Annotated in this window: 20 protein-coding genes and 1 pseudogene; 16 read left to right on the forward strand and 5 right to left on the reverse strand. The window is 66.6% G+C overall.

The features are described from left to right. Nucleotides 1-44: 44 nt before the first annotated feature. Entirely contained in the window at nucleotides 45-917 is an 873-nt protein-coding gene (locus KTN05_RS08600) for a sugar phosphate isomerase/epimerase (protein ID WP_217328987.1), read from the forward strand. Nucleotides 918-1179: 262 nt separating this feature from the next. On the opposite strand, the gene KTN05_RS08605 is transcribed toward KTN05_RS08600, so the two are convergent. From KTN05_RS08605 to KTN05_RS08620, 4 genes are all read right to left on the reverse strand, one after another. Further along, nucleotides 1180-2358 carry an FAD-binding oxidoreductase gene (locus KTN05_RS08605; RefSeq protein WP_217328988.1) on the reverse strand — a complete coding sequence of 393 codons (1179 nt, stop codon included), beginning with the start codon at nucleotides 2356-2358 and terminating at the stop codon, nucleotides 1180-1182. Beyond that, nucleotides 2355-3743: an NAD(P)/FAD-dependent oxidoreductase gene (locus KTN05_RS08610; RefSeq protein WP_217328989.1), complete on the reverse strand. Its 1389-nt coding sequence runs from the start codon at nucleotides 3741-3743 to the stop codon at nucleotides 2355-2357. The genes KTN05_RS08605 and KTN05_RS08610 overlap by 4 nt, the downstream gene beginning before the upstream one ends. Continuing rightward, entirely contained in the window at nucleotides 3736-4041 is a 306-nt protein-coding gene (locus KTN05_RS08615) for a (2Fe-2S)-binding protein (RefSeq protein WP_217328990.1), read from the reverse strand. Before KTN05_RS08615 ends, KTN05_RS08610 begins: the two co-directional genes overlap by 8 nt. 92 nt (nucleotides 4042-4133) lie before the next feature. Beyond that, entirely contained in the window at nucleotides 4134-4841 is a 708-nt protein-coding gene (locus KTN05_RS08620; protein ID WP_371823311.1) for an IclR family transcriptional regulator, read from the reverse strand. Between the two features lie 191 nt (nucleotides 4842-5032). Here KTN05_RS08620 and KTN05_RS08625 point away from each other — a divergent pair, with 191 nt between their 5' ends. The 10 genes from KTN05_RS08625 (at nucleotide 5033) to KTN05_RS08670 (ending at nucleotide 17291) form a co-directional block, all read left to right on the forward strand. After that, nucleotides 5033-5803 carry an enoyl-CoA hydratase/isomerase family protein gene (locus tag KTN05_RS08625; RefSeq protein ID WP_217328992.1) on the forward strand — a complete coding sequence of 257 codons (771 nt, stop codon included), beginning with the start codon at nucleotides 5033-5035 and terminating at the stop codon, nucleotides 5801-5803. Nucleotides 5804-5875: 72 nt separating this feature from the next. After that, nucleotides 5876-6934, forward strand: coding sequence for an ABC transporter substrate-binding protein (locus KTN05_RS08630; RefSeq protein ID WP_217328993.1), 1059 nt, complete (start codon nucleotides 5876-5878; stop codon nucleotides 6932-6934). Between the two features lie 81 nt (nucleotides 6935-7015). Next, complete coding sequence (locus KTN05_RS08635; RefSeq protein ID WP_217328994.1) at nucleotides 7016-8098, forward strand: ABC transporter ATP-binding protein; 1083 nt, start codon at nucleotides 7016-7018, stop codon at nucleotides 8096-8098. Next, entirely contained in the window at nucleotides 8095-9834 is a 1740-nt protein-coding gene (locus tag KTN05_RS08640; protein ID WP_217328995.1) for an ABC transporter permease subunit, read from the forward strand. The genes KTN05_RS08635 and KTN05_RS08640 overlap by 4 nt, the downstream gene beginning before the upstream one ends. Nucleotides 9835-9881: 47 nt before the next feature. After that, nucleotides 9882-11411, forward strand: coding sequence for an AMP-binding protein (locus KTN05_RS08645; RefSeq protein WP_217328996.1), 1530 nt, complete (start codon nucleotides 9882-9884; stop codon nucleotides 11409-11411). After that, nucleotides 11408-12505 carry a hypothetical protein gene (locus KTN05_RS08650; RefSeq protein ID WP_217328997.1) on the forward strand — a complete coding sequence of 366 codons (1098 nt, stop codon included), beginning with the start codon at nucleotides 11408-11410 and terminating at the stop codon, nucleotides 12503-12505. The genes KTN05_RS08645 and KTN05_RS08650 overlap by 4 nt, the downstream gene beginning before the upstream one ends. After that, complete coding sequence (locus KTN05_RS08655; protein WP_217328998.1) at nucleotides 12502-13785, forward strand: FAD-binding oxidoreductase; 1284 nt, start codon at nucleotides 12502-12504, stop codon at nucleotides 13783-13785. Before KTN05_RS08650 ends, KTN05_RS08655 begins: the two co-directional genes overlap by 4 nt. A gap of 55 nt (nucleotides 13786-13840) precedes the next feature. Next, a complete protein-coding gene (locus KTN05_RS08660) occupies nucleotides 13841-14728 on the forward strand; it encodes a hypothetical protein (protein WP_217328999.1) in 888 nt (295 codons plus the stop codon). Then, nucleotides 14728-15756, forward strand: coding sequence for a DMT family transporter (locus tag KTN05_RS08665; RefSeq protein WP_256449496.1), 1029 nt, complete (start codon nucleotides 14728-14730; stop codon nucleotides 15754-15756). The genes KTN05_RS08660 and KTN05_RS08665 overlap by 1 nt, the downstream gene beginning before the upstream one ends. Then, the gene (locus tag KTN05_RS08670; protein WP_217329001.1) at nucleotides 15753-17291 is read left to right on the forward strand and encodes an aldehyde dehydrogenase family protein; all 1539 of its coding nucleotides are present in this window, start codon (nucleotides 15753-15755) and stop codon (nucleotides 17289-17291) included. Before KTN05_RS08665 ends, KTN05_RS08670 begins: the two co-directional genes overlap by 4 nt. Nucleotides 17292-17387: 96 nt before the next feature. Here KTN05_RS08670 and KTN05_RS08675 read toward each other — a convergent pair whose 3' ends face one another. Further along, complete coding sequence (locus KTN05_RS08675; protein WP_217329002.1) at nucleotides 17388-17642, reverse strand: transposase; 255 nt, start codon at nucleotides 17640-17642, stop codon at nucleotides 17388-17390. Between the two features lie 569 nt (nucleotides 17643-18211). On the opposite strand from KTN05_RS08675, the gene KTN05_RS08680 reads away from it, so the two are divergent. From KTN05_RS08680 to mltG, 5 genes and pseudogenes are all read left to right on the forward strand, one after another. Beyond that, entirely contained in the window at nucleotides 18212-19324 is a 1113-nt protein-coding gene (locus KTN05_RS08680) for an HPP family protein (RefSeq protein WP_254368088.1), read from the forward strand. 38 nt (nucleotides 19325-19362) lie between these two features. Continuing rightward, nucleotides 19363-19548: pseudogene (locus KTN05_RS08685) on the forward strand (IS256 family transposase); the annotation flags it as partial. Between the two features lie 255 nt (nucleotides 19549-19803). After that, nucleotides 19804-20259 (forward strand): DUF1236 domain-containing protein, encoded by a 456-nt coding sequence (locus KTN05_RS08690; protein ID WP_217329004.1) that lies wholly within the window; start codon nucleotides 19804-19806, stop codon nucleotides 20257-20259. A 262-nt stretch (nucleotides 20260-20521) separates the two neighbouring features. Further along, entirely contained in the window at nucleotides 20522-21784 is a 1263-nt protein-coding gene (gene fabF / locus KTN05_RS08695) for a beta-ketoacyl-ACP synthase II (protein ID WP_217329005.1), read from the forward strand. Beyond that, a complete protein-coding gene (gene mltG / locus KTN05_RS08700; RefSeq protein ID WP_217329006.1) occupies nucleotides 21784-22965 on the forward strand; it encodes an endolytic transglycosylase MltG in 1182 nt (393 codons plus the stop codon). The genes fabF and mltG overlap by 1 nt, the downstream gene beginning before the upstream one ends. The last annotated feature ends 178 nt before the right edge of the window (nucleotides 22966-23143 follow it).

Consider the following 23143-nt stretch of genomic DNA (forward strand, 5'->3'; position numbering starts at 1 on the left):
TATCTCCAAAACCAACTCCTTCGCGCCATGCCCACCCGCGGAGAATGGACCGATCAGATCAGCAGCGGCAGGAGGAGAGCGCCGTGGCGCTTACGACCGATCTTCCGCTTCTGGGCGTCGCAATCCCGACCGCCGGAATTGAAACGCTGCAGGACTTCATCCTTTCCGAAAACCGCGATCTGGAGCTGCAGGACTTCATCGACGCCGATCTGCTGAACGGCGACTGGAAATCCGTGGCCGACCGGGCGAAGGCGCTGCTGGCAGGCCATACCGGCCGCCTCGGCATCCACGGCCCTTTCTGGGGTCTGGATATCGCCTGCCCCGACCCCGACATCCGGGCGCTGAACACCCGCAAGTTTATGCAGGGTCTCGATGTGTGCGAATATCTGGCCGCCACGCAGATGGTCATCCACTCGCCCTATTCGACATGGGACTTCAACAATCTCGACAACTTCCAGGGGCGGGCGGCCTATGACCGGGTGCTGGACAACTGCCACAGGACCATGGCGGCGGTCGTGAAGCGGGCCGAGGAGATCGGCGTCACGATGGTGATCGAGAACATCCAGGACAAGGACCCCGACATCCGCCGCATCCTCGCCGACAGCTTCGATTCGCCCGCGATGGCGGTGTCCATCGACACGGGGCACGCCCATTACGCCTTCGGCTCGACCGGCGCGCCGCCGGTGGACTATTACGTCCGCCGCGCCGGCGGCCGGCTGGAACATGTCCACCTTCAGGACGCCGACGGCTATGCCGACCGCCACTGGAGCATCGGCGAGGGCACGATCTGCTGGCCTGCCGTCTTCCGCGCGCTGGGGGAGATCACCTCGAAACCGCGCCTGATCCTTGAGTTGCGCGACAAGTCGGGAATTCTCCCTTCGGCGGCCTATCTGAACCGCCTCGGCCTGGCGCGCTGAGGACGGGAATTGCGCGGGTTCAACCGGCCAGCGCAACATCCTGCTGAGGCTGCGATGACGACAGGCAGACGCAGATCCGAACGATCGACGAGGCGCCAGCGATCTTGGGGGAGATTACGTCCAGCACTCACAGGGCGCGACGCCTCGAAGGCCGCGGCAACAGCAGGATGGGATATAACGCAAACACCGGCCGCAGCTCAGCGGCGGGCCTCGCATACCGAAACTGCTTGACCAAGACGACCCCGTTACCGAAGTCCTGGGCCTAGCAGCGCCGATCATATCCGCTTGGGTCGAACTCGGACGTCATCTTTTCGCTGACCACGAGGTTGCTGCTGAAGCGGCCGATGGAATACCGGGTCAGATCGACCGGCGGGGGACGCCCGCAGATCTGATACGCCAGATTTTCCCCGACGGCGGGGGCGATCTGGAAGCCGCCGCCGCTGCCGCCGAAGGCGTGGAACAGTCCCGGTGTCGTCTGGCTCGGGCCCAGAACGGGCAGCATGTCGGGCAGATACCCCTCGACGCCTGACCATACGCGGATCACCTCGGCGTGCCGCAGGAAGGGCAGTTTCCGCGCGACGGAACGCATGCCCGCCAGAGTCTTCTGCGGCGGCACGAGAGTATGCTCGCCATCCGCATTCGCCAATGTTCGCGGGTAGCCTGCAAAGATGAAATTGCCGCGCGGGATCTGGCGCAGCAGCAGGTCGCCTTCGATCGTGTAGAGCGATGGACGCAGCGTGTAGGGCAGGGGCTCGGTCACGAACTGGGGCGGCCCGGCGGCGATGAGGGGAACCTCCTCTCCGAACTGCGCGCAAATTGCGGCCGCCCAAGCGCCTGCGGCGTTGACGAGGACCGGAGCGGAAACGGTATCCAGAGTCGGGCCGCTCAGGGTGAACCCGTTGGAGCCGTGCGCGATCCGGGTGACTTCCGCGTTGTCGAACAGCACCCCGCCGCCCCGCAGCATCGCCCGGACCACCGCAGGGGTGCCAAGACGCGGGTTGGCCACGGCGCAGCGGGTCGAACAAGAGGCAATCATGCCGTCCTGCGCCGCCAGCCATGGCATCTTCCGGCGCAGCGCCTCGCCTTCCACGACCTCGACCTCCAATCCGCATGCCAGCGAATTCTGCGCGTATTTCAGCAGCTTCTGGCGACCATCAGGGCTGCTTGCGAGATAGATCATGCCGGTGCGGTCGTATTCGCAGCCTTCGCCAGTCAGGGACTCGAAGTTTTCCCAATGGCTTTGCGCCGCCAGTGACAGCGGGTATTGTTCGATTGCCCGCCCCTGAAGCCGCAGCTTCCCGAAATTCGCGCCGCTGGACTGCGCCCCCACATGGCCCCGTTCGACCAACGCGACCCGCTTGCCCATCCTTGTCAGGAAAAGGCCGGTGAACGCGCCGAACAAGCCCCCGCCGACGATCACCGCGTCGAAGCTCTGCGTCATGCGCGTGCCTCTTCGTCGGCGCTGCCGACAGGGATCGGGCGCAACGGCGCCTGGGCGCGCAAGCGTCCGACCGATTCGACCGGCCGTCCGCTGGCGGCGGCCGTGAGTTCCTGCAGGGTGGGGCCGCAGAACCGGGCCTGGCAGCGGCCCATGCCGCAACGGGTGATCGCCTTGACGCGGTTGATTTCGACGGGTCCGGCCGTGCTCGAAACCGCCTTGCGGATTTCCCCGGCCGTCACGCGCTCGCAGCGGCATATGATGGTGTCGTCGGGCATGGCGGCGGCCTGCTCATGCGGCCACGGGAACGCCCCGGCTGAGTGCACCTGAAACCGCCGCAGACGCCGGGCCCTGCGCCGCAACGCGCGTGCTTCGCGCGTCACCGGGCTTGCAGCGCCGGCGCGATCAGCAAGCATGGAAAGCGCCGCCAGCCTTCCGCTATATGCAGCCGCTTCCCTTCCGCCCGTCATGGCGCCATCGCCGGCGAGCCACAGGCGTTGCCCGGCGCGGCCATCCGCGTCGATGATCGGAAACCAGTTCCGCAGTTGCGGGTGAAAGCTGAACCGCGCGCCTGCCAGTTCAGCCAACTGGGTTTCGGGCCGCAAGCCGTGGCCGAATGCCAGTGCGTCACAGGCCAGGGTTTCGGTTCGGCCGGATGCGTGACGGATCTCGACCGCTTCCAGCCGTTCGCCCCCGATAGCACGCACCAGATCTGCGCCATCGATCCGGCGGACGTCCGGCCTTCGCAACTCACGCAGAAGCCGCAATCCCTCGATCAGTGTCGAGAGACCGGTCATCGCCATGCCCGCCGCGGCGCGGCGTTTCTGCGCCCGGCTGGCGGCATCGACGATGGTCAGATGGCGGACGCCCATGCGCAGATATTGCGCGGCAGCGAGATAGAGCAGGGGCGATGCGCCGGCCAGCACGACGCGGCTGCCGATGAACGCCGCATGTTGTTTCAGCGCGACCTGCGCCGCACCCAGCGAAAACACGCCGGGAAGGGTCCAGCCCGGAAAAGCCATGATGCGGTCCGTGGCACCCGTCGCGATCAGCAGCCGGTCATAGGGCAGGCTGTCGTGCCGGCCGTCCCGCAAGATCGCCAGCCGGTTGTCGAAGATGCCCCAGACCAGACTGCCCGGACGCCAGTCACACGCGGCCAGGACGCGATCTTCCTCGGCCTCCCGGCGCGCGGTTGCCCCGGCCTGCGCATGACCGAAGAGCCGTTCCGCCTCCGGCGTCATCAGCGGTGAAAGCCGCCTTGTTCCCTGTCCGCCCGGACGCGGGTTCTCCTCGAGCACGACGGGGCGCAGGCCCGCCTCGAGCAGGGCTTTCGCGCAGGCGAGCCCCGCCGGTCCCGCGCCGATCACGACCGGATGCAATTCACTCATTCTGCGATCCCGGTTCGGGCGGAAGGCGGCATAACTCCATTCCGTCCACGACTTCGGTCATGCAGGCCCGCAGCCTTTCGCCGGAAATTGCCCACAAGGTGCAGTCCTGACAGGCGCCCATGAGACAGAAGCCGCAACGCGGGCTGCCGTCGAATTCCGAGCGTCCCGTCATGAGACCCGCCGCAAGCAGCGCCGTGATCAGGCTTTCGCCGCTTCGCGCAGGCATCTCGATGCCGTCCAGGTAGATGATCGCGTCGGGCTGGCGTGCTACGGCCGAGCGGAACAGAGGCGGGTTCATCATTGCTGCCGTTCTATTGCCATGCAATAAGAAATGTTGCATACAGGGAGCAACGACAGGGTGGCCGCTGTCAACAGGAAGTTGGCCCCGGTTCAGTAGGAAATGCCGCGTGCCGCAGCCGTCACCAGATGCGGGAACGTCTCCAGGAACTGCGCACGCTCCATCCGGGCAAGCGGAACCGCCACGCTGACGGCCGCGACCACTTCGCCATCTCCGCCCAGGATCGGTGCCGCGACCGAGGCGTCGCCGTGATAGATCTCGTCGAACGCCGCCGCGTAGCCGATCCGCCGCGCCTCGTCGATGCGCGCCAGAAGCTCTTCCTTGTCGGTCGGTGTTGCCGGGGTATATTTGCGTATCTCCGACCGCTCCAGAATGTCGCGCACCGCTGCGTCGGGCATGCGCGACAGGATGGCTCGGCCGGCTGACGTGCAATAGGCCGGCAGCCGCGAGCCGGAGATGACATCGGTGTTGAGCATGCGCCGGCTGAGATAACGCGAGACGAAGACGATTTCAGTGCCGTCCAGCACGGTCAGGCTGACGGCTTCCTCGGTTTCCTTGCTCAGATGCAGCAGGACGGGCATGGCCCGATCGATCAGCCGCGATCCCCGGACGTAGTGATATGCCAGCTCCAATGTCTTGATCGACAGCTCGAACCGGCGCGACGCGGGGTCCTTGCGAAGATAGCCGAGTTGGGTGAGCGTGTGTGTGAAGCGCTGCGCGCTGCTGACATCGAGATCGGCGAGATCGGCGATCTGGGACAGGGTCAGCGAGCCGCGTCCCTTGTCGAAGACGGTCAGCACGCGGAACGCCTTGGCGACGGATTGCACCATCAGCGGATCGCTGCGTTTGGGCCGGCTTGCGTCGCTCTTCATCTGACACCCCCTGAAGAAACTGCGCCGGCATCGGGCGGGTCGCAAAATGAAGCTTGACCTGACTACGATTCGGCAAGCAACATGCAATAAGTATTATTGGCATGCAATAGGAGGGACCGATGGCGGAGTTCGTGCTGGAGGAGACTATCGGCCGGGTGCGTCGGCTGACACTGAACCGCCCGGACAAGCTGAATGCCTGGAACACCGCCATGCGTGACCAGTTGATCGCCGCCTTGGAAGCTGCCGAGGAAGATGCCGACATCGGCGCCATCGTCCTGACCGGCGCGGGTGATCGCGCGTTCGGGGCTGGCCAGGACCTGTCGGAAAGCAAGGGTTTCGACGCCGATCGCGCCGAAACCTGGATGGCCGAGTGGAAGCGGCTCTACAATCAGTTCCGACTTGGCCGGAAACCGATCGTCGCGGCGCTGAACGGGGTGGCTGCGGGGTCCGCTTTCCAGGTCGCGCTTCTCTGCGATCTGCGCGTGGCGCATGCCGGCGTCCAGATGGGTCAGCCCGAGATCAACTCCGGCATCGCGACGGTGACCGGCAGCTGGATCATGCGCGAAGTCATCGGTCTTGCCCGGACCATCGACCTGACGCTGACGGGGCGGATGCTCGAAGCGAGCGAAGCCTATGAGTTCGGACTGATCTCACGGCTTGTTCCGGCGGAAGACGTCCAGCAGACGGCCTTGGAACTGGCGGAGCTTCTGGCCGGCAAGCCGGCGGGCGCCATGCGCCTGAACCGGGCGCGTTTCGCCGATATGACCCAGGCGGGGTTCGACAATGCCATGGCCGAAGGTGTCCGCATCCAGCGCGAAGCCTATGCGTCGGGCGAGCCGCAGGCCATGATGGAGAAGTTTCTCGCCTCGCGCGCTGCGCGCAAGGCGTGACAGCATGGCAGGATAGACAAAAACGAGCATCGGTCCACGATGCCGAGATCCGACCAACAGAGGAGAACTCCAATGACGAAAGACGGCATTCTCGAAATGTCGCGGCGTGGTCTGCTGATCGGGGGGGCTGCCGTCCTGGCCACCCCGATGCTGGCGCGTCGCAGCTGGGCAAGCCAGTCGCTTGTGGTGGCCGATCCGGGTGGGCCCTTCACGGAAGGCTATCGAAGGGCATTCTATGAGCCCTTCACGGCCGAGACCGGCATCACGATCAACGGGGTCGCCCGCGACGCCGAGCCGACCGCGCAGTTCAAGTCCATCGTCGAGACGAAATCCTATATCTGGGATGTCTGCACCTTGACGCTTTCGGCGCGGCTCATTCTCGAGGAAGAGGATCTGCTCGAACCCCTGAACCTTGACCCCGCCAAGGTCGCCGATGTGATGCCCGAGGCGGTCCACCCCAACATGCTGGGCGTCGATGTCTATTCGGCCGTGCTGGCCTACAATGCGGACACCCTTCCCGAAGCGCCCGAAGGATGGGCGGCGATGTGGGATCTGGAGCGGTTTCCTGGGCGCCGCTGCCTGAGGCGCAATCCCATCGACACGCTGGAAATCGCGTTGATGGCCGATGGCGTGGCGCCGGCGGATCTTTACCCGCTCGATGTCGATCGCGCCTTCCGCAAGCTGGACGAGATCAAGGATCATATCGACGTCTGGTGGACCGGCGGGGCGCAATCGACCCAGCTGCTGGAAAGCGGCGAGGTGGACCTGATCGCCGGCTGGAACGCGCGCTTCCAGGCCGCGGTCGATAACGGAGCGCCGGTCAAGATCGTCTGGAATGGCGGTCTCTATTCCATCGAAGGCTGGGGGATTCCCAAAGGGAACCCGAAGGCCGATCTTGCCCGCGAATTCGTTGCCTTCTGTGCGCAAGCCGAGATGCAGGCGAAGTACACCGAAGATCTGGCGTACGGCCCGACCAACCTCCGGGCCTATGACTTCATCCCGCCGGAACGGGCCGCAATCCTGCCCACCGCTCCGCAGAACCTCGCGGTCATGTCGCTGGCGTCGGAGCCTTACTGGAAGGAACACCGCGCCGAACTGACCGAGCGCTTCAATGCGTGGCTGCTTGGCTGAGCAGCGCCCGCGCTCCGGGGGTGCTGCCCCCGGAGCGTTTCGCCCGTGCCGAAAACAAACGTCGATTACTCAGGAGCCACGATGACAGCGGCATCCCGTCAGAACAAGCTCGTGCTCGAAGGGCTTTCAAAGCGTTATGGCGCGTTCACGGCGCTTGAACCGACCAGCCTTTCGGTGGACGACGGCGAATTCCTGACCTTGCTCGGGCCATCAGGTTCTGGAAAGACGACACTGCTTCAGATGATTTCCGGCCTCACCGAACCGTCAGAGGGCAAGCTCTGGGTGGATGGCGAAGACTGGACCTTTCGTCCGGTCAACCAACGGGGGATGGGGCTGGTCTTTCAGCATTACGCGCTTTTCCCGCATATGACCGTGGCGGAGAACGTGGCATTTCCGTTGCAGATGAGGAAACTGCCGCAAGCCGAGCTGCGCTCGCGGGTCGATGAAACGCTGAAGAAGGTGCAGCTGGACGCTTTCGCCCACCGCTTTCCCAAGGAACTGTCGGGGGGCCAGCAACAGCGCGTGGCGCTGGCCCGCTGTTTCGTTTTCCGCCCACGGTTGATTCTGATGGATGAGCCGCTGGGTGCGCTGGACAAGGCGCTGCGCGAGAACATGCAGATGGAGATCCGCCGCCTTCACAAGGAATACGGCACGACTGTTGTCTATGTCACCCACGACCAGGAAGAGGCGCTGGTCATGTCGGACAGAATTTGCGTGATGAATCATGCAAAGGTTGAGCAGCTTGGCGCGCCGCACAGGATTTATGCCGACCCGGAGACGCTATTCGCCGCGACGTTTATCGGCCACTCCAATGTGCTGACGGGAAAACGGCTTTCCATGGATGACAGGACAGCGGTCATCCGCACGCCCTCGGGTGATTTCCGGGGCGCCTATACGGCGAGGGATCGGGGGACCGAGAAAGTTGCGCTGATCGTCAGGCCGGAACAGATGCGCCTTGGGCCGCCACCCGACGGAGAGTATGACGGTGTCACGGGGCGCCTGAACGATCTCGTGTATGTCGGCGCGGATACACGCTTGCTGGTGTCATTGCCCGACAGCACCGAAATCATGCTGCGGCACGATCCGGCGACCGGCGCGATGCCGGCGATCGGGGATCAGGTGGCGGTCCATTGGGCGAAGTCGGCGGCCAGGATCGTGTCATGAGCAGCGCGCCTTCCCTTGTGCTCTCGCGCTTTCGGTCCAACCCGTTATGGCTGGCGTTGCCGGCCGTGCTGCTGCTGGCCGCTTTCTTCCTGTTCCCGATGGGTCGATTGTTCCTTCTTGGGGTTCAGGACCCACAGACAGGGGCTCTCACGGCAGAGCATTACCTGCGCTTGACCGAGGCGCCCGTCTACTGGCGCATTCTCGGGATCACCTTTCGCATCGCCATCCTGACGGCGTTGTTTTCGGTCATCCTCGGATATCCCCTCGCATTGTGGCTTTCGAGGATGGATAGCCGCAAACAGTCCTTGCTGGCGCTTCTGGTGCTGCTGCCCTTCTGGACATCCTATCTGGTCAAGACATTCGCCTGGATGATCCTGCTTGGGCATCGCGGCGTGCTGAATACGCTTTTCGTGGAAGCGGGGCTGATCGAACGTCCCTTGGGACTGATGTATAACGAACTGGGTGTCATCATCGGCATGGTGCACGCGATGATGCCGCTCGCCGTCCTGACGATGCTGCCGGTGATGAACGGAATCGATCGCCGGCTCACCTTGGCCGCAGGCACCATGGGGGCCAGTCGCTCGCAGCGGTTCTGGCTGGTCTATTTCCCCCTGTCGGTGCCCGGTGCCGCCGCTGCGGGGTTGCTGACCTTCATCACCTCGCTGGGATTCTTCATCGTGCCGGCATTTCTGGGCGGCAGCGGGCAGACCATGCTGGCCCAGACGATCATCACCCAGGTCCAGGAGCTGGTGAACTGGTCATTCGCTGCGGTTCTGGCCAGCCTCATGGTGGTGGCGGCGCTGATCTCGATCTGGATCTACAACCGCTTTTTCGGCCTCTCCACGATCTCCGGCGGTTCTTCGAGCGATGGAGTTCGGGCAAGCAGCGGCATCCTGCGCCGCCTCGGGCGGCGTTTCCTTGAGTTCATGGCCTGGATCTCCAGCCCCTTCGACCGGTTCGGATCATCCATCGGCAACGATGATCGTGGCTCGGCGATCTATCCGGTCCTGGCCCTCATCTTCCTGATCGCACCCATGCTGGTCGTCTTTCCGCTGGCGTTCACCTCCGCCAGTTCGCTTCAGTTCCCGCCGCCCGGCTTCTCATTGCGGTGGTTCGAGCAATACGTGAACTCCCCCGTGTGGATTTCGGCGACCATTCGCTCGTTCGGGGTGGCACTGGCGACCGCCTTCTGCGCCACCGTGCTGGGCGGGCTGGCGGCGCTGGGCCTCGCCCGGTCACGCTCTCGCTGGAACGGGCCGCTTTTCGCGCTGATGCTGGCGCCGATGGTGGTGCCGCGGATCGTGATCGCGGTCGGGCTTTTCTATCTGATGGCGCAGATCGGGCTGGTCGCGACCAACACGGGGCTGGTGATCGGTCACACGCTGCTGGCGATACCCTATTGCTTCATCACCATCGGCGCGGTCCTGAAAAGCTATGACTGGCGTTTGAACCAGGCGGCGGAAACGCTTGGCGCCGGAAGGCTGACCATCCTGCGGCGCATCACGCTGCCGCTGCTGCGCGGCGGGGTGATCGCGGCGGGGCTGTTCGCGTTCGTCACCTCGTTCGACGAGCTGACCATCGCGATCTTCATCTCGGGCGGGCTGAGGACCACCCTGCCGAAGCAGATGTGGGACGACATGTTCCTGCAACTGAATCCGACGCTGGCGGCGGTGTCGGTGGTCGTGCTGGTGATCGTCACGGCCATCCTGCTCGCCGCGCAGAAGCTTCAGAAATGAAACCGGCCGGCCGTCCGGCGCCGGCAAACATCAAGGTTCGATCGAGAATGCAAATCCAGGGCTTGGCAAACCTGCTTCAGGATCATGGTCGCAACACCCCGCAGCGCGTCTTCGCGCAGACCGCGACAGACGCAATCGAGATGGGGCAGGTCGCTGCGGCCGCGAATGCCGTTGCCGAGCGGCTTTACGATCGGGGCCTGCAAAAAGGTGACCGCGTCGTCGTGATGATGTCCAACAGCCCGGCCTCGCTGGCGATCATTCACGGGCTGATGCGCGCCGGGCTGGTCTGGGTGCCCGTCAACCCCGCCCTCGTCGGAGAGCCGCTGGCCCATGTCATGCGCACCACCGATCCGGTGCTGATCCTGTGTGATCCGGGACTCGAGGCGGGTTTCTCGGGGATGCCGGGGAACTTCGCGGTCGAGGTGATCGCGGATCGGTCCATGCCGTCGGGATTGGCGGAATCGTCGATCCCCCTGCCGTCGCCCGATGATCTGGCGTCGATCATGTTCACCTCGGGCACCACGGGCCCGGCGAAGGGCGTGATGGTCACGCACATGATGCTGGAACTGGCTGCCGAGGCGGTCGCCCTTTGTGCGGATCTGGCACCCGGTGACAATCTGTTCATGTGGGAGCCGTTCTATCACATCGGCGGCGCGCAGGTCGTCCTGCTTCCCCTGCTGCGCGAGGTCCGCCTGACTCTCGCCGATCGGTTCAGCGCCTCGCAATTCTGGCGGCAGGTATCGGAAGGCGGGTGCACGCATATCCACCACCTGGGCGGGATCATCCAGATACTGCTCAAGCAGCCGGAAGGCGCGTGGGACCGCAAGCACGACGTCCGCATCGCCTGGGGCGGCGGCTGCGCCCCCGACGCGTGGCGGCCCTTCGAGGAGCGTTTCGGCGTGCAGATACGCGAGTGCTACGGGATGACCGAATGCTCCAGCCTGACCACATGGAACGACGAGGGCGCGGTGGGCTCGGTCGGTCGCCCCGCGCCGTGGTTCGACGTCGAGCTGAAGGACCAGGCCGGCCGCATTCTGGGTCCGGGCGAGGGCCGCGGGGAAATCATCGTGCGGACCAGCCTGCCGGGCGCGATCACCCAGGGCTATTATCGCAACCCCGAAGCGACCGCCAAGGCGATCCGGCCCGACGGGTTCCATACCGGAGATTCCGGCTCGTGGGACGCCGAGGGGCGGCTGTCCTTCCACGGCCGCCTGACGGATTCCGTGCGGTGCAGGGGGGAGAACGTTTCGGCTTTCGAGGTGGAAAGCGTCGCATCGCGGCATCCTCTGGTGCTGGATGCCGCGATGGTTGGCGTTCCTGCCCAGATCGGGGAATACGACATCCAGCTTTTCATTCAGCCGCAGCCGGGAACCAGCCCTGATCCCGCCGAGATCTGGGCCTGGATGGCGCAGCAACTCGCCCCCTATCAGCGGCCCCGTTACATCGCCCTAGTCCCGGATTTTCCCCGCACCGCAAGCCAGCGCATCCAGAAGCATCTCATGCCGATCGACCCGGCCGCCCGCTGGGAAGCCGCGCAGACGCGCAAGCCTGCTGCAACCAACGGAGATCAGCGATGACCACTGACATCCTCATCACGGGAACGGGCATGTTCGCCGGCCGAATGGCCTTGGACATCGCGGCCACGGCCAAGACGCCCGTGACGGTGGTGATTGCGGGGCGCAACCGGATGCGTCTGGACTGGCTGCGCACCGCAGGAAACGCGCGCGCCGCGATGTTCGGCACGCCCGCACGCTTCGTCAGCCACGCGATCGACTTGCTGGAGCCCGGCGCGAGCGATGCCCTCATCCGCGAATATCAGCCCCGCCTGGTTGTGCAGGCGGCCTCGATCCAGACCTCGACGGTGATTTCCGACGGCGGCTCGCGCTGGACCGACCTGGTCGCCGAAGGCGGGCTGAGCGCGACGGCGGTTTTCCAGGCGCTGATCTCGGGGCGCATGGCAGCAGCCATCAGCAGGCACGCGCCGGCCACCCGTCTGATCAACTGCTCTTTTCCCGACGTGGTCAACGGCATGATCGCCGCAATGGGACACGAGGTCCTGTGCGGCACCGGCAACGTGGCGATCCTTTCGAACGTCTTCGAAGGCGCGCGGGAAAACCTGCCCGAAGGGCGCTTGCGCGTCCTTGCACATTATCAATGCCTCGCGCCGTGGCGCCTGCCACCCGGACAGCGCGGCGGCGCCCCTGCACCCCGCGTGTTCATCGACGATCACGAGATCGCGGACCCCTTCGCGGACTTCAGCCATTGCCAGCTTACGCCAGAGCCGGCCATCGAGATATCGGGCGCATCGGGGGTCACCCTGATGCTGGCGTTTGTCGCGGGCCGCGAATGGCGCGGGCATGTTCCCGCGCCAAGCGGCCTGCCCGGCGGCTATCCCGTCCGGCTGGAGGGCGACCGGCTGATGCTGGACCTGCCCGAAGCCGTGACCGAAGCCGAGGCAATCGCCTGGAACGACGCGTTCGAGCGGCGCAACGGTCTGACGGTCGAGGCTGGGCGGGTCCGCTATCATGGGCGGCTGCGTGAGTTGCTGGCCGAAGCGGGGTGGGAACATGCCGACGGCTTTGCGATGGCGGATCTGGAGGAGGTCTGCACCGGCATGCTGAAGCTGCGCGACGATCTGAGTGCGCAGCCATCCTCGCGGCAAAGCGCATGAACGTCCAGAGGCCCCGGACGGTGGCCGTGATCGGCGGCGGCATCGTGGGTCTATTTACTGCGCTGGAGCTTCAGGACCGCGGATTTGCAGTCCAGTTGATCGAACCGGACCAGCCCGGAGGCCGGCAAGCCGCCTCTTACGGCAACGGTACATGGGTCAACGAGGGCGCCATCATCCCGATTTCACTGCCGGGATTGTGGAAGACGGTGCCGGGCTTTCTGCTCGATCCGAACGGCCCCTTCATCATCCGCTGGCGCCATCTGCCACGGCTGCTGTCCTGGCTTCCACGCTTTGTTCTGGCAGGACGCAGCTGGGCGCGCGTCCAACGCGACATTCCCGTGCGCGCTGCGCTGTTGCGAGGTGCCGTCGCTGCCTATGAGGCGCGGGCGGATCAGGCAGGCAGCAGCGATCTGCTCGGCGCGCGCGGTGTCATGTATGCCTACCGCGACGAAGCCGAATTCGCCGCCGACGAGAAGGCTTGGGCGCTGCGGCGCGAGCAGGGGATCGCCTGCAGCTTCCACCGGGGCGAGGAGTTGCGTGAACTCGCGCCCGAGCTTTCGAGCGACTATGCCGTGGGCGCGCGGATACTGCCGTCCCGCTCGCTCCGAGATCCCGGCGGCTACTGCGCGGCGCTCGCCGGGCTTTTCCTGCGCCGGGGTGGCCGGATACTGAAGACTCGCGCCACTGGCTTCGACATTGCCGGCGGGCGCTTGCGCGCGGTCAGGACCAAGCAGGGCGACGTGCCCTGCGCGCATGCGGTCGTTGCGGCCGGGATCGGCTCGGGCGCGCTGGCCCGGCAGTCGGGCGACCGGGTTCCGCTGATCGCGGAGCGCGGCTATCACGTCGTTATCCGGGACTGCCCCGTCCGGCCCGAGATCAGCCTGATGCTGGCCGAGGGCAAGCTGGCCGTCGCTTCGACCCCCGCGGGCCTGCGGCTGGCGGGGCAGGTCGAACTGGCCGCGCCAGACGCGCCTGCGAACTGGGACCGGGCGCGCATCCTGCTGCATTTCGCAAAGCGCATGTTTCCACAGGCAAGCGCCGTGATCGAGAACGGCGACCACGACATGTGGATGGGCAATCGTCCATCGACCCCCGACGGTCTGCCAGTCATCGGCAAGGCATCCGGGTGCGCCGACATCGTCCATGCCTTCGGCCACGCCCATTTCGGCATGTCGATGAGCCCGGCGACAGCCCGCCTCGTCGCCGATCTGGTCACGGATGGACAGCCCGCGATCGATCCTGCGCCATATTCCCCCCGGAGATTCCGCCTTGTTGCCTGAGCTCCTGCATGTCTCGCGCGGTGATATCCTTGCGCTGGACATATCTCCTGCAAGGATGCGCGCGGCGATGGCCGAGGTGTTTGCGGATATTGCCTCCGGCCAGTGCCGCTTTCTGCCGAAGTCCCAGTTGTCACTCGGGCCGGGCCGGAGCTTCCAGACGATGGTTGCGGCTTCGCATCGCTGGTCTGTGGCGGCGGTCAAATGGGTGTCCGTCGTTCCCGCGGGGCCCGAGACCGATCTGCCCCCGATCAGCGCGGTGATCTGCCTGAACGATCTCACGACGGGCCATCCCCTGGCGGTCATGGACGGAGAGGTGATCACGCTGCTGCGCACCGCCGCGATGTCCGCCCTTGCGGCGGAACGGATGGTCGCGGGCCAGCCGCGGGTTCTGGCTTTCGCCGGTTGCGGCGCGCAGGCGCGCAGCCATCTCGAGGCATTCCGCGATCTGTTCCCGTCGCTCGCCCAAGTGCTCTGTCACAGCCGAAGCCCGGCTTCGGCCGAGGCGTTGGCGGGTCTGGCGAAAGGCAGGGGGCTTCAGGCGGAGGTGGTGGCCGATCCCGATGCCCTGCTGCGGCGGGCGGATATCGTCATCTCGACGGTTCCCGCCGCGCCGGGGCTGTCGCCGACGCTCGACGCCGCGTCGATGAAGGCGGATGCGATGGCGGTGATGGTCGATCTTGGGCGCAGCTGGAAGCCGGGCAGCCTGTCCGGTTTCTCGCGGATCGCGACCGACAGCCTGGAACAGATGCGCCACCCCTTCGACGCGGCGGGACGGCCTGTCGAGGGAGCGGAGATCACGCTCGATCTGCTGTCCGACCTTTCCCCGGCCGACAGTCGGCAGGCCTTCTGCTTCAGAGGACATGCCGCCGGCGATCTCGCCGCCGCGGTGCTTGTTCACGGGCTGATCCGCGAACGGCTCATGGGGCAAGAGCTTCGGCGATAATGACGGTCCGTTCCGCCGGGAAACAGGGTCAGCGCGATGACTGGCGAGGGGCGGGCTTCATGCTGCTCGCCATGGGCGGCTATGCGTTCAATGACCTGATGGTCAAGGCCGTTGCCGAGCATCATCCGGCTTCGATGATTCTGGCAATTCGATCGGCACTGGCCGCCGTGTTCCTGCTTTCCATCCTGTCGCTTCGCGGCGAACTTCGCCGGATCGGCCCGAGTCTCAGGGGGCGGGCCTTGCTGCGCTCGGCCGTCGATTCGCTGGTGACCGCCTGCTATGTTTATGCGCTGAGCGGCCTGTCGCTGGCGAACGCCGCCGCGATCTATCAGCTGACGCCGATCGTCTTCATGCTGGCAAGCGCGCTGGTCCTGCGAGAAGCGATCCCGTTGCGGGGTTGGCTGGGTGCCCTGCTGGGATTTTCGGGAATGCTTCTGGTCGTCCGGCCGGATGGCGCGATGCTGGACCCGCATGCGCTGGCGGTGGTCGCCGCGGTCATGTGCTCGGTGGTGCGCGATCTGCTGATGCGCGGCGGAACGATTGCCGCTTCGCCTTTCTGCCTCGGGCTGTTCAGCGCGCTCGGCGCCATGATGCTGGGGTTCGGGACAGCTGCCGAGGCTGGGGCGTTCGTTCTTCCCGCATCTCGGGAGCTTCTGCTGCTGGCGTTGGCGGCAGCGGCGATCGCCGTCGGGTATGTCTGCCTGGCCGTGGCCACTTCAACCGGCAGCAGCGGTTTCGTATCGCCGTTCCGTTACAGCATTCTGATCTATGCGGTGGTTTTCGGGGCAGTGTTCCTGCGGGACTTTCCCGACAACGCTGCGCTGCTTGGCGTTGCGCTGATCCTCGGGGGCGGTGCTGTCGTAAGCGTGCCGCAGAGTTTCTGGCAGCGTTTGGCATCAGGCGGCCCGATTGCGCGATTACGATCATCAGGCCCGCCGACCCCGGAGGCTGGCGGGTTGCCATCCTGCAAGACCGAAGCCCTGCGCACATCGGCGCGGCGCGTTTTAACCGACGAGGAGCAGACATGAACTACAACAGACAAGACACGTCCTACAGCATCGCCGAGGACACGATCGAGGTTCTGAACCGGCTGGACGTGGCCCCGGCGCTCTACACCGGCGGGACACTGAAAAGCTTCTCGCCGGTCACGGGCGAGCAGATCGCCGCGCTGCCCGAGCATGACCCCGCCGCCGTCGCCGCCGCCATCGGCCGCGCCGCCGAGGCGTTCCGTGTCTGGCGCGAGATTCCCGCCCCGCGCCGGGGCGAGCTGGTGCGCCTGCTGGGCGAGGAACTGCGCGCCGCCAAGGCGGACCTCGGCCGCCTCGTCTCGATCGAGGCGGGCAAGAGCCCGTCCGAAGGCGCGGGCGAGGTGCAGGAGATGATCGATATCTGCGACTTCGCGGTCGGCCTGTCGCGGCAGCTCTACGGGCTGACCATCGCCACCGAGCGCGCCGGGCACCGGATGATGGAGACCTGGCATCCGCTCGGCGTCGTCGGCGTCATCACCGCCTTCAACTTCCCCGTCGCCGTCTGGTCCTGGAACACGGCGCTGGCGCTGGTCTGCGGCGATCCGGTCGTGTGGAAACCATCCGAGAAGACGCCGCTGACGGCGCTCGCCTGCCAGTCGATTCTGGACCGCGCGCTCGCCCGCTTCGGCGATGCGCCCGAGGGGCTGTCGCAGGTGGTCATCGGCGGGCGCGAGACCGGTGAGGCGCTGGTGGACGATCCGCGCGTGGCGCTGGTCTCGGCCACCGGCTCGACCCGGATGGGCCGACAGGTGGGCCCGAAGGTAGCGGCGCGGTTCGGCCGCTCGATCCTCGAACTCGGCGGCAACAACGCGGGGATCGTCACCGCCTCGGCCGACCTCGACATGGCCCTGCGCGCCATCGCCTTCGGCGCGATGGGCACGGCCGGCCAGCGCTGCACCACCATGCGCCGCCTGTTCGTCCATGACGGCGTCTATGACCAGCTCGTCCCGCGGCTCATCAAGGCCTATGGCTCGGTGACGGTCGGCAATCCGCTGACCACGCAGGCGCTGGTCGGGCCGCTGGTGGACAAGGCCGCTCATGACGCGATGCAGGCGGCGCTGGGGGCCGCGAAGGGGGCAGGTGGCACCGTGCATGGCGGCGCGCGCGTGACCGATGTCGCGCCGGAAGCGGCCTTCTACGCCCGCCCCGCGCTGGTCGAGATGCCCAAGCAGACCGGCCCGGTGCTGGAGGAAACCTTCGCCCCGATCCTCTATGTCATGCGCTACAGCGACTTTGCCGATGTGATCGAGCAGCACAACGCCGTGGGCGCGGGGCTTTCGTCCTCGATCTTCACACTGGACCTGCGCGAGGCCGAGGCGTTCCTGTCCGCCTCCGGCTCGGACTGCGGCATCGTCAACGTCAACATCGGAACCTCGGGCGCCGAGATCGGCGGCGCGTTCGGCGGTGAGAAAGAGACCGGCGGCGGGCGCGAAAGCGGGTCGGACGCGTGGAAGGCCTACATGCGCCGGGCCACGAACACGATCAACTACTCGCGCGCGCTGCCGCTGGCGCAGGGCGTCGTGTTCGACATCTGAAACGCGCGGCGGCGGCCTTGGACCCCATGGTCGTCGCGTTCGGGAGTGTCTGGAACTCTGTGTGTCTCACCCGACCCATGCGGTTTTCAGATGCGGTCAGGCGTCGAAGCGCCCGGCGAACATCATGGCCAGCTGATTGCGGGTGGCCAGGAAGATCAGCCTGGTCGCGGCCTCCTCGGTGGGGAATGAGCATTTCCTCTCCAGGGTCTTCCGCAGCACCCGGTTCAGGGATTCCACGGCGTTCGTGGTGTAGATGATCTTCCGGGTCGCGGCACTGGAGGCAAAGAGCGGGATCACCTCGGCCCATGCCCGACACCGGGCCAAGGCGATCGAGGGGTATTTCCCGGCCATGTCTCCTCGAAGCCATCGTGCTGGCGAGAGATCGGGAGGGTTGCGGCCGAGCTTTCAAACATGATCGAGATCTGTCGTGGGCTTCGAGGGCGGCGGGATCCAGCTGCGTTTCGTCGAGCCGGGTCCCCCGGTCCAAGCTCGTAAGCAAGCCTGCGTGGACCTGACCGATAAGCCGAGAGGCTGGACCACCTGTTCCGCGCCGGCATGCTGGAATGGATATCGGACGTTCCCCTGATCCAGCTGATCCAGAAAGTCCGGCCAGAACGTCCTGCTGCGAGCCCGTTCCCCTCCAGCGCCTTGGACTGTCTGCCGGAGAAATGCCGCCGGCATCGGTGTAACGCGGCGTTCCTGCCAAAAAGGACCGGATGCCTGCCCGACCTGGGCGACCTGGCAGGCATTTCCTCTTTCGATGCGAGGAGCCTGTCATAATTCCGGTCTGCCCTGCTTTGGCGGAATACTGTCTCCGCCAAACCCGCCGGGAAGGGCGCGGAGAGGAGTGGCGGAGCTTTTCTCGCCCCTTCGCCTGTGCTCACTGCGCCGGACGAGACCGCAGCAACAGCAGACCTGCCTTGAAAACCAGCCTTCCGCCTCTTCGGGCCTTCGGGCCCGTCCTCCCCCAGGCAAGCCCGCGCGAGCTGCTGCGCGCCGGTGCGGGCGGCGCCGTCGGGATCGCAGTCTGCACGCTGCTGGCGCTGGCGCTGCCGGATCTGTTCGGCCTGCCGCTGATGCTGATGGCGCCGCTCGGCGCGTCTGCCGTGCTGATCTTCGCGGTTCCGAACGCGCCGCTGGCGCAGCCCTGGTCGGCGGTGGTCGGCAACATGGTCTCGGCGGTTGTCGCGGTGCTGGTGCTCCGGTATGTTCCAGCGCCTTTCGCCCCCGCCATTGCGGTCGGCGGCGCGATCTTCGGGATGCTCGCCCTTCGGGCCCTTCATCCCCCCGGTGGCGCCGTCGCCTTGCTGAGCACGCTCGATCCTGCGCTCGCGCTGGAGATGGGGTTCCTCTACGCGCTTGCTCCGGTCGGGGCGATGACGGGGGCGGTCGTGGCGGTGGGGGTTCTCTACGGCCGGCGCACGGGCCGGCATTATCCGTTCCGGCAGGCCAGAGGAGAGGCGTCGCCGTCCCCGACCGTCCTTCCCCTGTCGAGCGACGAGCTGGCCTCGCTTCTGCGGCGCTTCAACCAGACGCCGAATATCGGGGTGGCCGATCTGGGCCGCATCCTCGCCGCCGCCGAGGAGGAGGTCGCCAACCATCGCTTCGACGCGGTCACCTGCGCACAGATCATGACCTCGAAACTGGTCACGGTCGGCCCGGATGATCCGATCGCTGCGGTGGCACGCCTGTTCCGCAGCCATGCCATCAAGAGCATCCCGGTGGTGGACCCATCGGGTGCCCTTCAGGGGATCATCCTGCAGGCCGATGTCATCCGCTGGCTGACCGCGCCCGGCCTCAGCCTTGCCACCGTGCGCGGCCGGCATCGGATCACCGCCCGGCAGATGATGCGGGCCGCAGACCGCGCCGTTGCCGAGGACCTGCCGGTGGGCCATCTCCTGCAGCGGCTGGCCAATCAGGGCGGAGAGGCGATTCCGGTCGTCGGCCCGGACGGGCGCCTTGCCGGGATCATCACCCGGTCCGACATCATGCGCCTGCTGCTCCACGGGACCGAACGGCGCGCGGCTGCGTAAGCGGGCTGGCGAAAGGCGGCCTGTTCGCGGCCGGTCATCGCGTGCAATTGCAAGGCAATGCACTGGCCCATGCCGGCAAGGACAGCCGCCGGGTGGCATCCGCGTTCATTGCGACCGCCTTCGGCCAGCCAGATCTCGCGGTGGCCCGGGTCCGGTGGCGCCTGGTCGCCGACCAGATGCGCGGCAAGCTGCCGAAGCTCGCCGCGGCCAAGGATCGCGCCGAGAGCGTCGGGATCATAGCGGCCCGTGATCCGCATCCGCTGCCCGCCGGCAAGATCGATCTCCATCCAGCCCGTGTCGGCGGCCCGCCCTGCGGGGCTGACCGGGAGCCCCTGGTATCTCACCCGCACGGGCACCCCTCCGGTGATCGGGTTCCCCTGATCTCACATGCGCGCGAGCCTGCCGCGAGCAACGCCGAAAGTGGAACTGCGGAGGCTGATCGGGAATTGTCCGGCACAACGTCAACACGGAGATTCGAGATGAAATCGATCCTGACTGCCACGTCTGTCCTTGCCGTTCTGGTCGCGGGTTCGGCTGTCGCCCAGACCGCCATCGTGACGGAAACCGCCCCGACCGTCACCGAAATCCAGACGGACGAGCCGACCAGCGGCGGCGGCGCGCTGGGCGGCGCGACCTCGGGCGCCATTGCCGGGGCCGCTGTCGGCGGGCCGGTCGGTGCGGCTGTCGGGGCGGCGGCGGGTGCCGTTGTCGGTGACATCGGCGAGGATGCCCTGACGCCCGCGACGAGGACCTACGTGCTCGAGAACCAGACCGAGTCGGTGGTCATCGACGGTGATCTGGCGGTCGGGGCGCAGCTTCCCGAGACGGTGGAGATCCACACGATCCCGGACTCCGACTACAGCTATGTCTATGTCCAGGAGCGGCCGGTGCTGGTCGAGCCGCAGAGCCGGCAGGTGATCCATATCTACGAATGACGAATCCCGCGAGGGATTCAGGCGAGGCCGGCCTTGCGCCGGCCTCTTTTCGTGAGCGGGGTAATCCGTCTTGAGATGCTGCCCGTGCGCCGGTGCTCGCAGGCCCGGCGCCTTCCTGTCTTTCCGGCCCTCGCAGCCGCTCAAACCGGGGCGCCGCTTTGTCGGTTAACAATCGTTGCCCTTGCCCCGAAGGGGGCGGCGTTGCACGGTCGGGGGCGTGCGTGTATGGAACGCGCCGGATGAAAGCTGCGAAGGAGCCAGCATGCGCAGGGTCGTCGTCACGGGACTTGGAATGGTCACGCCCTTGGCCTCGGGGGTCGAGGAGACGTGGGCGCGGCTGCTGGACGGGCAGTCGGGCGCGGGGCCGATCACGCGGTTCGACGCCTCGGACGTGGTGACGAAATACGCCTGCGAGATCCCGTTCGGGGATGGCAGCGAGGGCAGCTTCAACCCCGACGACTGGATGGAGCCGAAGGACCGCCGCAAGGTGGACGACTTCATCCTTTACGGGATGGCCGCCGCCGCGCAGGCGGTGCGCGATGCCGGCTGGGAAGACCCGTCCGAGGAGGAGAAGCTGCGGACCGGCGTCATGATCGGGTCCGGGATCGGCGGGCTGACCTCGATCGCGGAGACGGCGGTGCTGATCAAGGAGCGGGGGCCTAAGCGGGTTTCGCCGTTCTTCATTCCCGGCTCGCTCATCAACCTCGTGTCCGGGCAGGTGTCGATCCGGTTCGGCTACAAGGGGCCGAACCATGCGGTCGTCACGGCCTGCTCCACCGGCGCCCATGCCATCGGCGACGCGGCGCGGCTGATTGCCTTCGGCGACGCCGACGTGATGGTCGCGGGCGGGGCAGAGGCGCCGATCAGCGAGATCGGGATTGCCGGGTTCAACGCCTGCAAGGCGCTGTCCACCAAGCGCGACAACGATCCCAAGGCGGCTTCCCGTCCGTGGGACATCGATCGCGACGGCTTCGTGATGGGCGAGGGCGCGGGGATCGTCGTGCTGGAGGAATACGAGCACGCCAGGGCGCGCGGCGCGAAGATATATGCCGAGGTGCTGGGCTATGGCCTGTCGGGCGACGCCTATCACATCACCGCCCCCAGCGAGGATGGCGATGGCGGCTTCCGGTCGATGAGCGCGGCGCTGGACAAGGCCGGGCTGAAGCCGGGCGACATCGACTACATCAACGCGCACGGCACCTCCACCATGGCCGACGTGATCGAGCTTGGCGCGGTCGAGCGGCTGCTGGGGGATGACGCGGGCAAGGTGACGATGTCGTCCACCAAGTCCTCGATCGGGCATCTGCTGGGCGCGGCGGGCGCGGTCGAGGCGATCTTCTGCGTGCTGGCGATCCGCGACCAGATCGCGCCGCCGACGATCAACCTGGACAACCCGGCGCGCGAAACGGCCATCGACCTTGCCGCGAACGCCGCCGTGCGCCGCCAGATCGACGTGGCGCTGTCCAACAGCTTCGGCTTTGGCGGGACCAACGCGAGCCTGATCGTGGGGCGCGTCACCGGATGATGTGGCGCAACATCGCGTCCACCTTCCTCACGCTGCTGGTCGTCGTCCTGATCGGCGTGGCGATCGTGGCCGCGTGGGGGCGCAACCAGTATACCGGCCCCGGCCCCAGCGCGGTCGCGCAATGCGTGACCGTGGCGCGGGGAGCGAGCCTCAACGCGCTGTCGCAGCAGATGGCCGAGCAGGGTGTGATCTCGAACGCCTATGTCCTGCGGACCGGCGCGGATTACGAGGGCAAGGCCGACCAGTTGAAATTCGGCAGCTACATGGTGCCGCCGAACGCCAGCATGCAGCAGGTGATCGAGGCGGTGACCGCCGGCGGGCCGTCCACCTGCGGGGTCGAGGTCGTGTTCCGCGTCGGCGTGCGCGGCAACAGAGTCGTGATGCGCGACATCAACCCCGAAAGCGGGCGCTATGAGGATCGCCTGACCTATGATCCGGCCGCGGATGCGGTGCCGGTCGAGGTCGCGCAGGCGGTGGAGCGTCCCGGCGCGCGGCTGCGCGTCGCGGTGGCCGAGGGCGTGACCAGCTGGCAGGTGGTCGAGGCGCTGAAGGCGGCGGACTTCATGGCCGGCGAGACGGGCGAGGTGCCGCCCGAAGGCTCGCTCGCCCCCGACACCTACGAGGTCGAGCGGGGGGCCGACCGGGAAGCGCTGATCGCGCAGATGCGGGCGAGCCAGGCGGCGATCCTTGAAGCGGCGTGGGAGGCGCGGCCGTTCGGGCTGCCCTACGAGACCCCCGAGGAGGCGCTGATCATGGCCTCGATCGTGGAGAAGGAAACGGGTGTGCCGGAAGAGCGCCGGATGGTGGCGAGCGTGTTCGTCAACCGGCTGGAGGACGGGATGCGGCTGCAGACCGACCCCACGGTGATCTATGGCGTGACCGAAGGGCGCGCGGTGCTGGACCGCGGCATCCGCCGGTCGGAACTGGTGGAGCGGACGCCCTACAACACCTACGTGATCGACGGCTTGCCGCCGACGCCGATCGCCAATCCCGGCCGCGCGGCGATCGACGCGGCGCTGAACCCGGACGCGACGGAGTATCTGTATTTCGTGGCCGACGGCACCGGCGGCCACGCCTTCGCGCGGACGCTGGAAGAGCACAACGCCAACGTCGCCCGCTGGCGCCGGATCGAGGCGGAGCGGGGGCAGGCGACGGATACGCCGGTGCAGACGGACGGGTGAGGGGGGCAGAGCCCGTTCGAGTTGGGCAAGCGGTCGTGTGATGGGCCCCTCGGCCCGCGCGAAGCGGACCGGGGCGCGCCTCTGGCGGGTGCATCCCTCTGGAGTGCTGGCGTGACCGACTCGCCCGGAATCGGGCTTGTGGCCCGTTTCGTTCAGCGGTGCTGTTGCGGGGCGCGAT

Source organism: Paracoccus sp. Z118 (genome assembly GCF_019061185.1).
Classification (GTDB): domain Bacteria; phylum Pseudomonadota; class Alphaproteobacteria; order Rhodobacterales; family Rhodobacteraceae; genus Paracoccus.

Excerpts from the sequence above, each read along its gene's own strand:
- KTN05_RS08610 (WP_217328989.1), bottom strand. The coding sequence starts at position 3,743 with ATGAGTGAATTGCATCCGGTCGTGATCGGCGCGGGACCGGCGGGGCTC.
- KTN05_RS08690 (WP_217329004.1), top strand. The coding sequence starts at position 19,804 with ATGAAATCGATCCTGACTGCCACGTCTGTCCTTGCCGTTCTGGTCGCG.
- KTN05_RS08655 (WP_217328998.1), top strand. The coding sequence starts at position 12,502 with ATGAACGTCCAGAGGCCCCGGACGGTGGCCGTGATCGGCGGCGGCATC.
- KTN05_RS08640 (WP_217328995.1), top strand. The coding sequence starts at position 8,095 with ATGAGCAGCGCGCCTTCCCTTGTGCTCTCGCGCTTTCGGTCCAACCCG.
- KTN05_RS08635 (WP_217328994.1), top strand. The coding sequence starts at position 7,016 with ATGACAGCGGCATCCCGTCAGAACAAGCTCGTGCTCGAAGGGCTTTCA.
- mltG (WP_217329006.1), top strand. The coding sequence starts at position 21,784 with ATGTGGCGCAACATCGCGTCCACCTTCCTCACGCTGCTGGTCGTCGTC.
- KTN05_RS08600 (WP_217328987.1), top strand. The coding sequence starts at position 45 with ATGGACCGATCAGATCAGCAGCGGCAGGAGGAGAGCGCCGTGGCGCTT.
- KTN05_RS08650 (WP_217328997.1), top strand. The coding sequence starts at position 11,408 with ATGACCACTGACATCCTCATCACGGGAACGGGCATGTTCGCCGGCCGA.
- KTN05_RS08630 (WP_217328993.1), top strand. The coding sequence starts at position 5,876 with ATGACGAAAGACGGCATTCTCGAAATGTCGCGGCGTGGTCTGCTGATC.
- KTN05_RS08665 (WP_256449496.1), top strand. The coding sequence starts at position 14,728 with ATGACGGTCCGTTCCGCCGGGAAACAGGGTCAGCGCGATGACTGGCGA.
- KTN05_RS08615 (WP_217328990.1), bottom strand. The coding sequence starts at position 4,041 with ATGAACCCGCCTCTGTTCCGCTCGGCCGTAGCACGCCAGCCCGACGCG.
- KTN05_RS08645 (WP_217328996.1), top strand. The coding sequence starts at position 9,882 with ATGCAAATCCAGGGCTTGGCAAACCTGCTTCAGGATCATGGTCGCAAC.
- KTN05_RS08605 (WP_217328988.1), bottom strand. The coding sequence starts at position 2,358 with ATGACGCAGAGCTTCGACGCGGTGATCGTCGGCGGGGGCTTGTTCGGC.
- KTN05_RS08625 (WP_217328992.1), top strand. The coding sequence starts at position 5,033 with ATGGCGGAGTTCGTGCTGGAGGAGACTATCGGCCGGGTGCGTCGGCTG.
- KTN05_RS08675 (WP_217329002.1), bottom strand. The coding sequence starts at position 17,642 with ATGGCCGGGAAATACCCCTCGATCGCCTTGGCCCGGTGTCGGGCATGG.
- KTN05_RS08660 (WP_217328999.1), top strand. The coding sequence starts at position 13,841 with ATGCGCGCGGCGATGGCCGAGGTGTTTGCGGATATTGCCTCCGGCCAG.
- fabF (WP_217329005.1), top strand. The coding sequence starts at position 20,522 with ATGCGCAGGGTCGTCGTCACGGGACTTGGAATGGTCACGCCCTTGGCC.
- KTN05_RS08670 (WP_217329001.1), top strand. The coding sequence starts at position 15,753 with ATGAACTACAACAGACAAGACACGTCCTACAGCATCGCCGAGGACACG.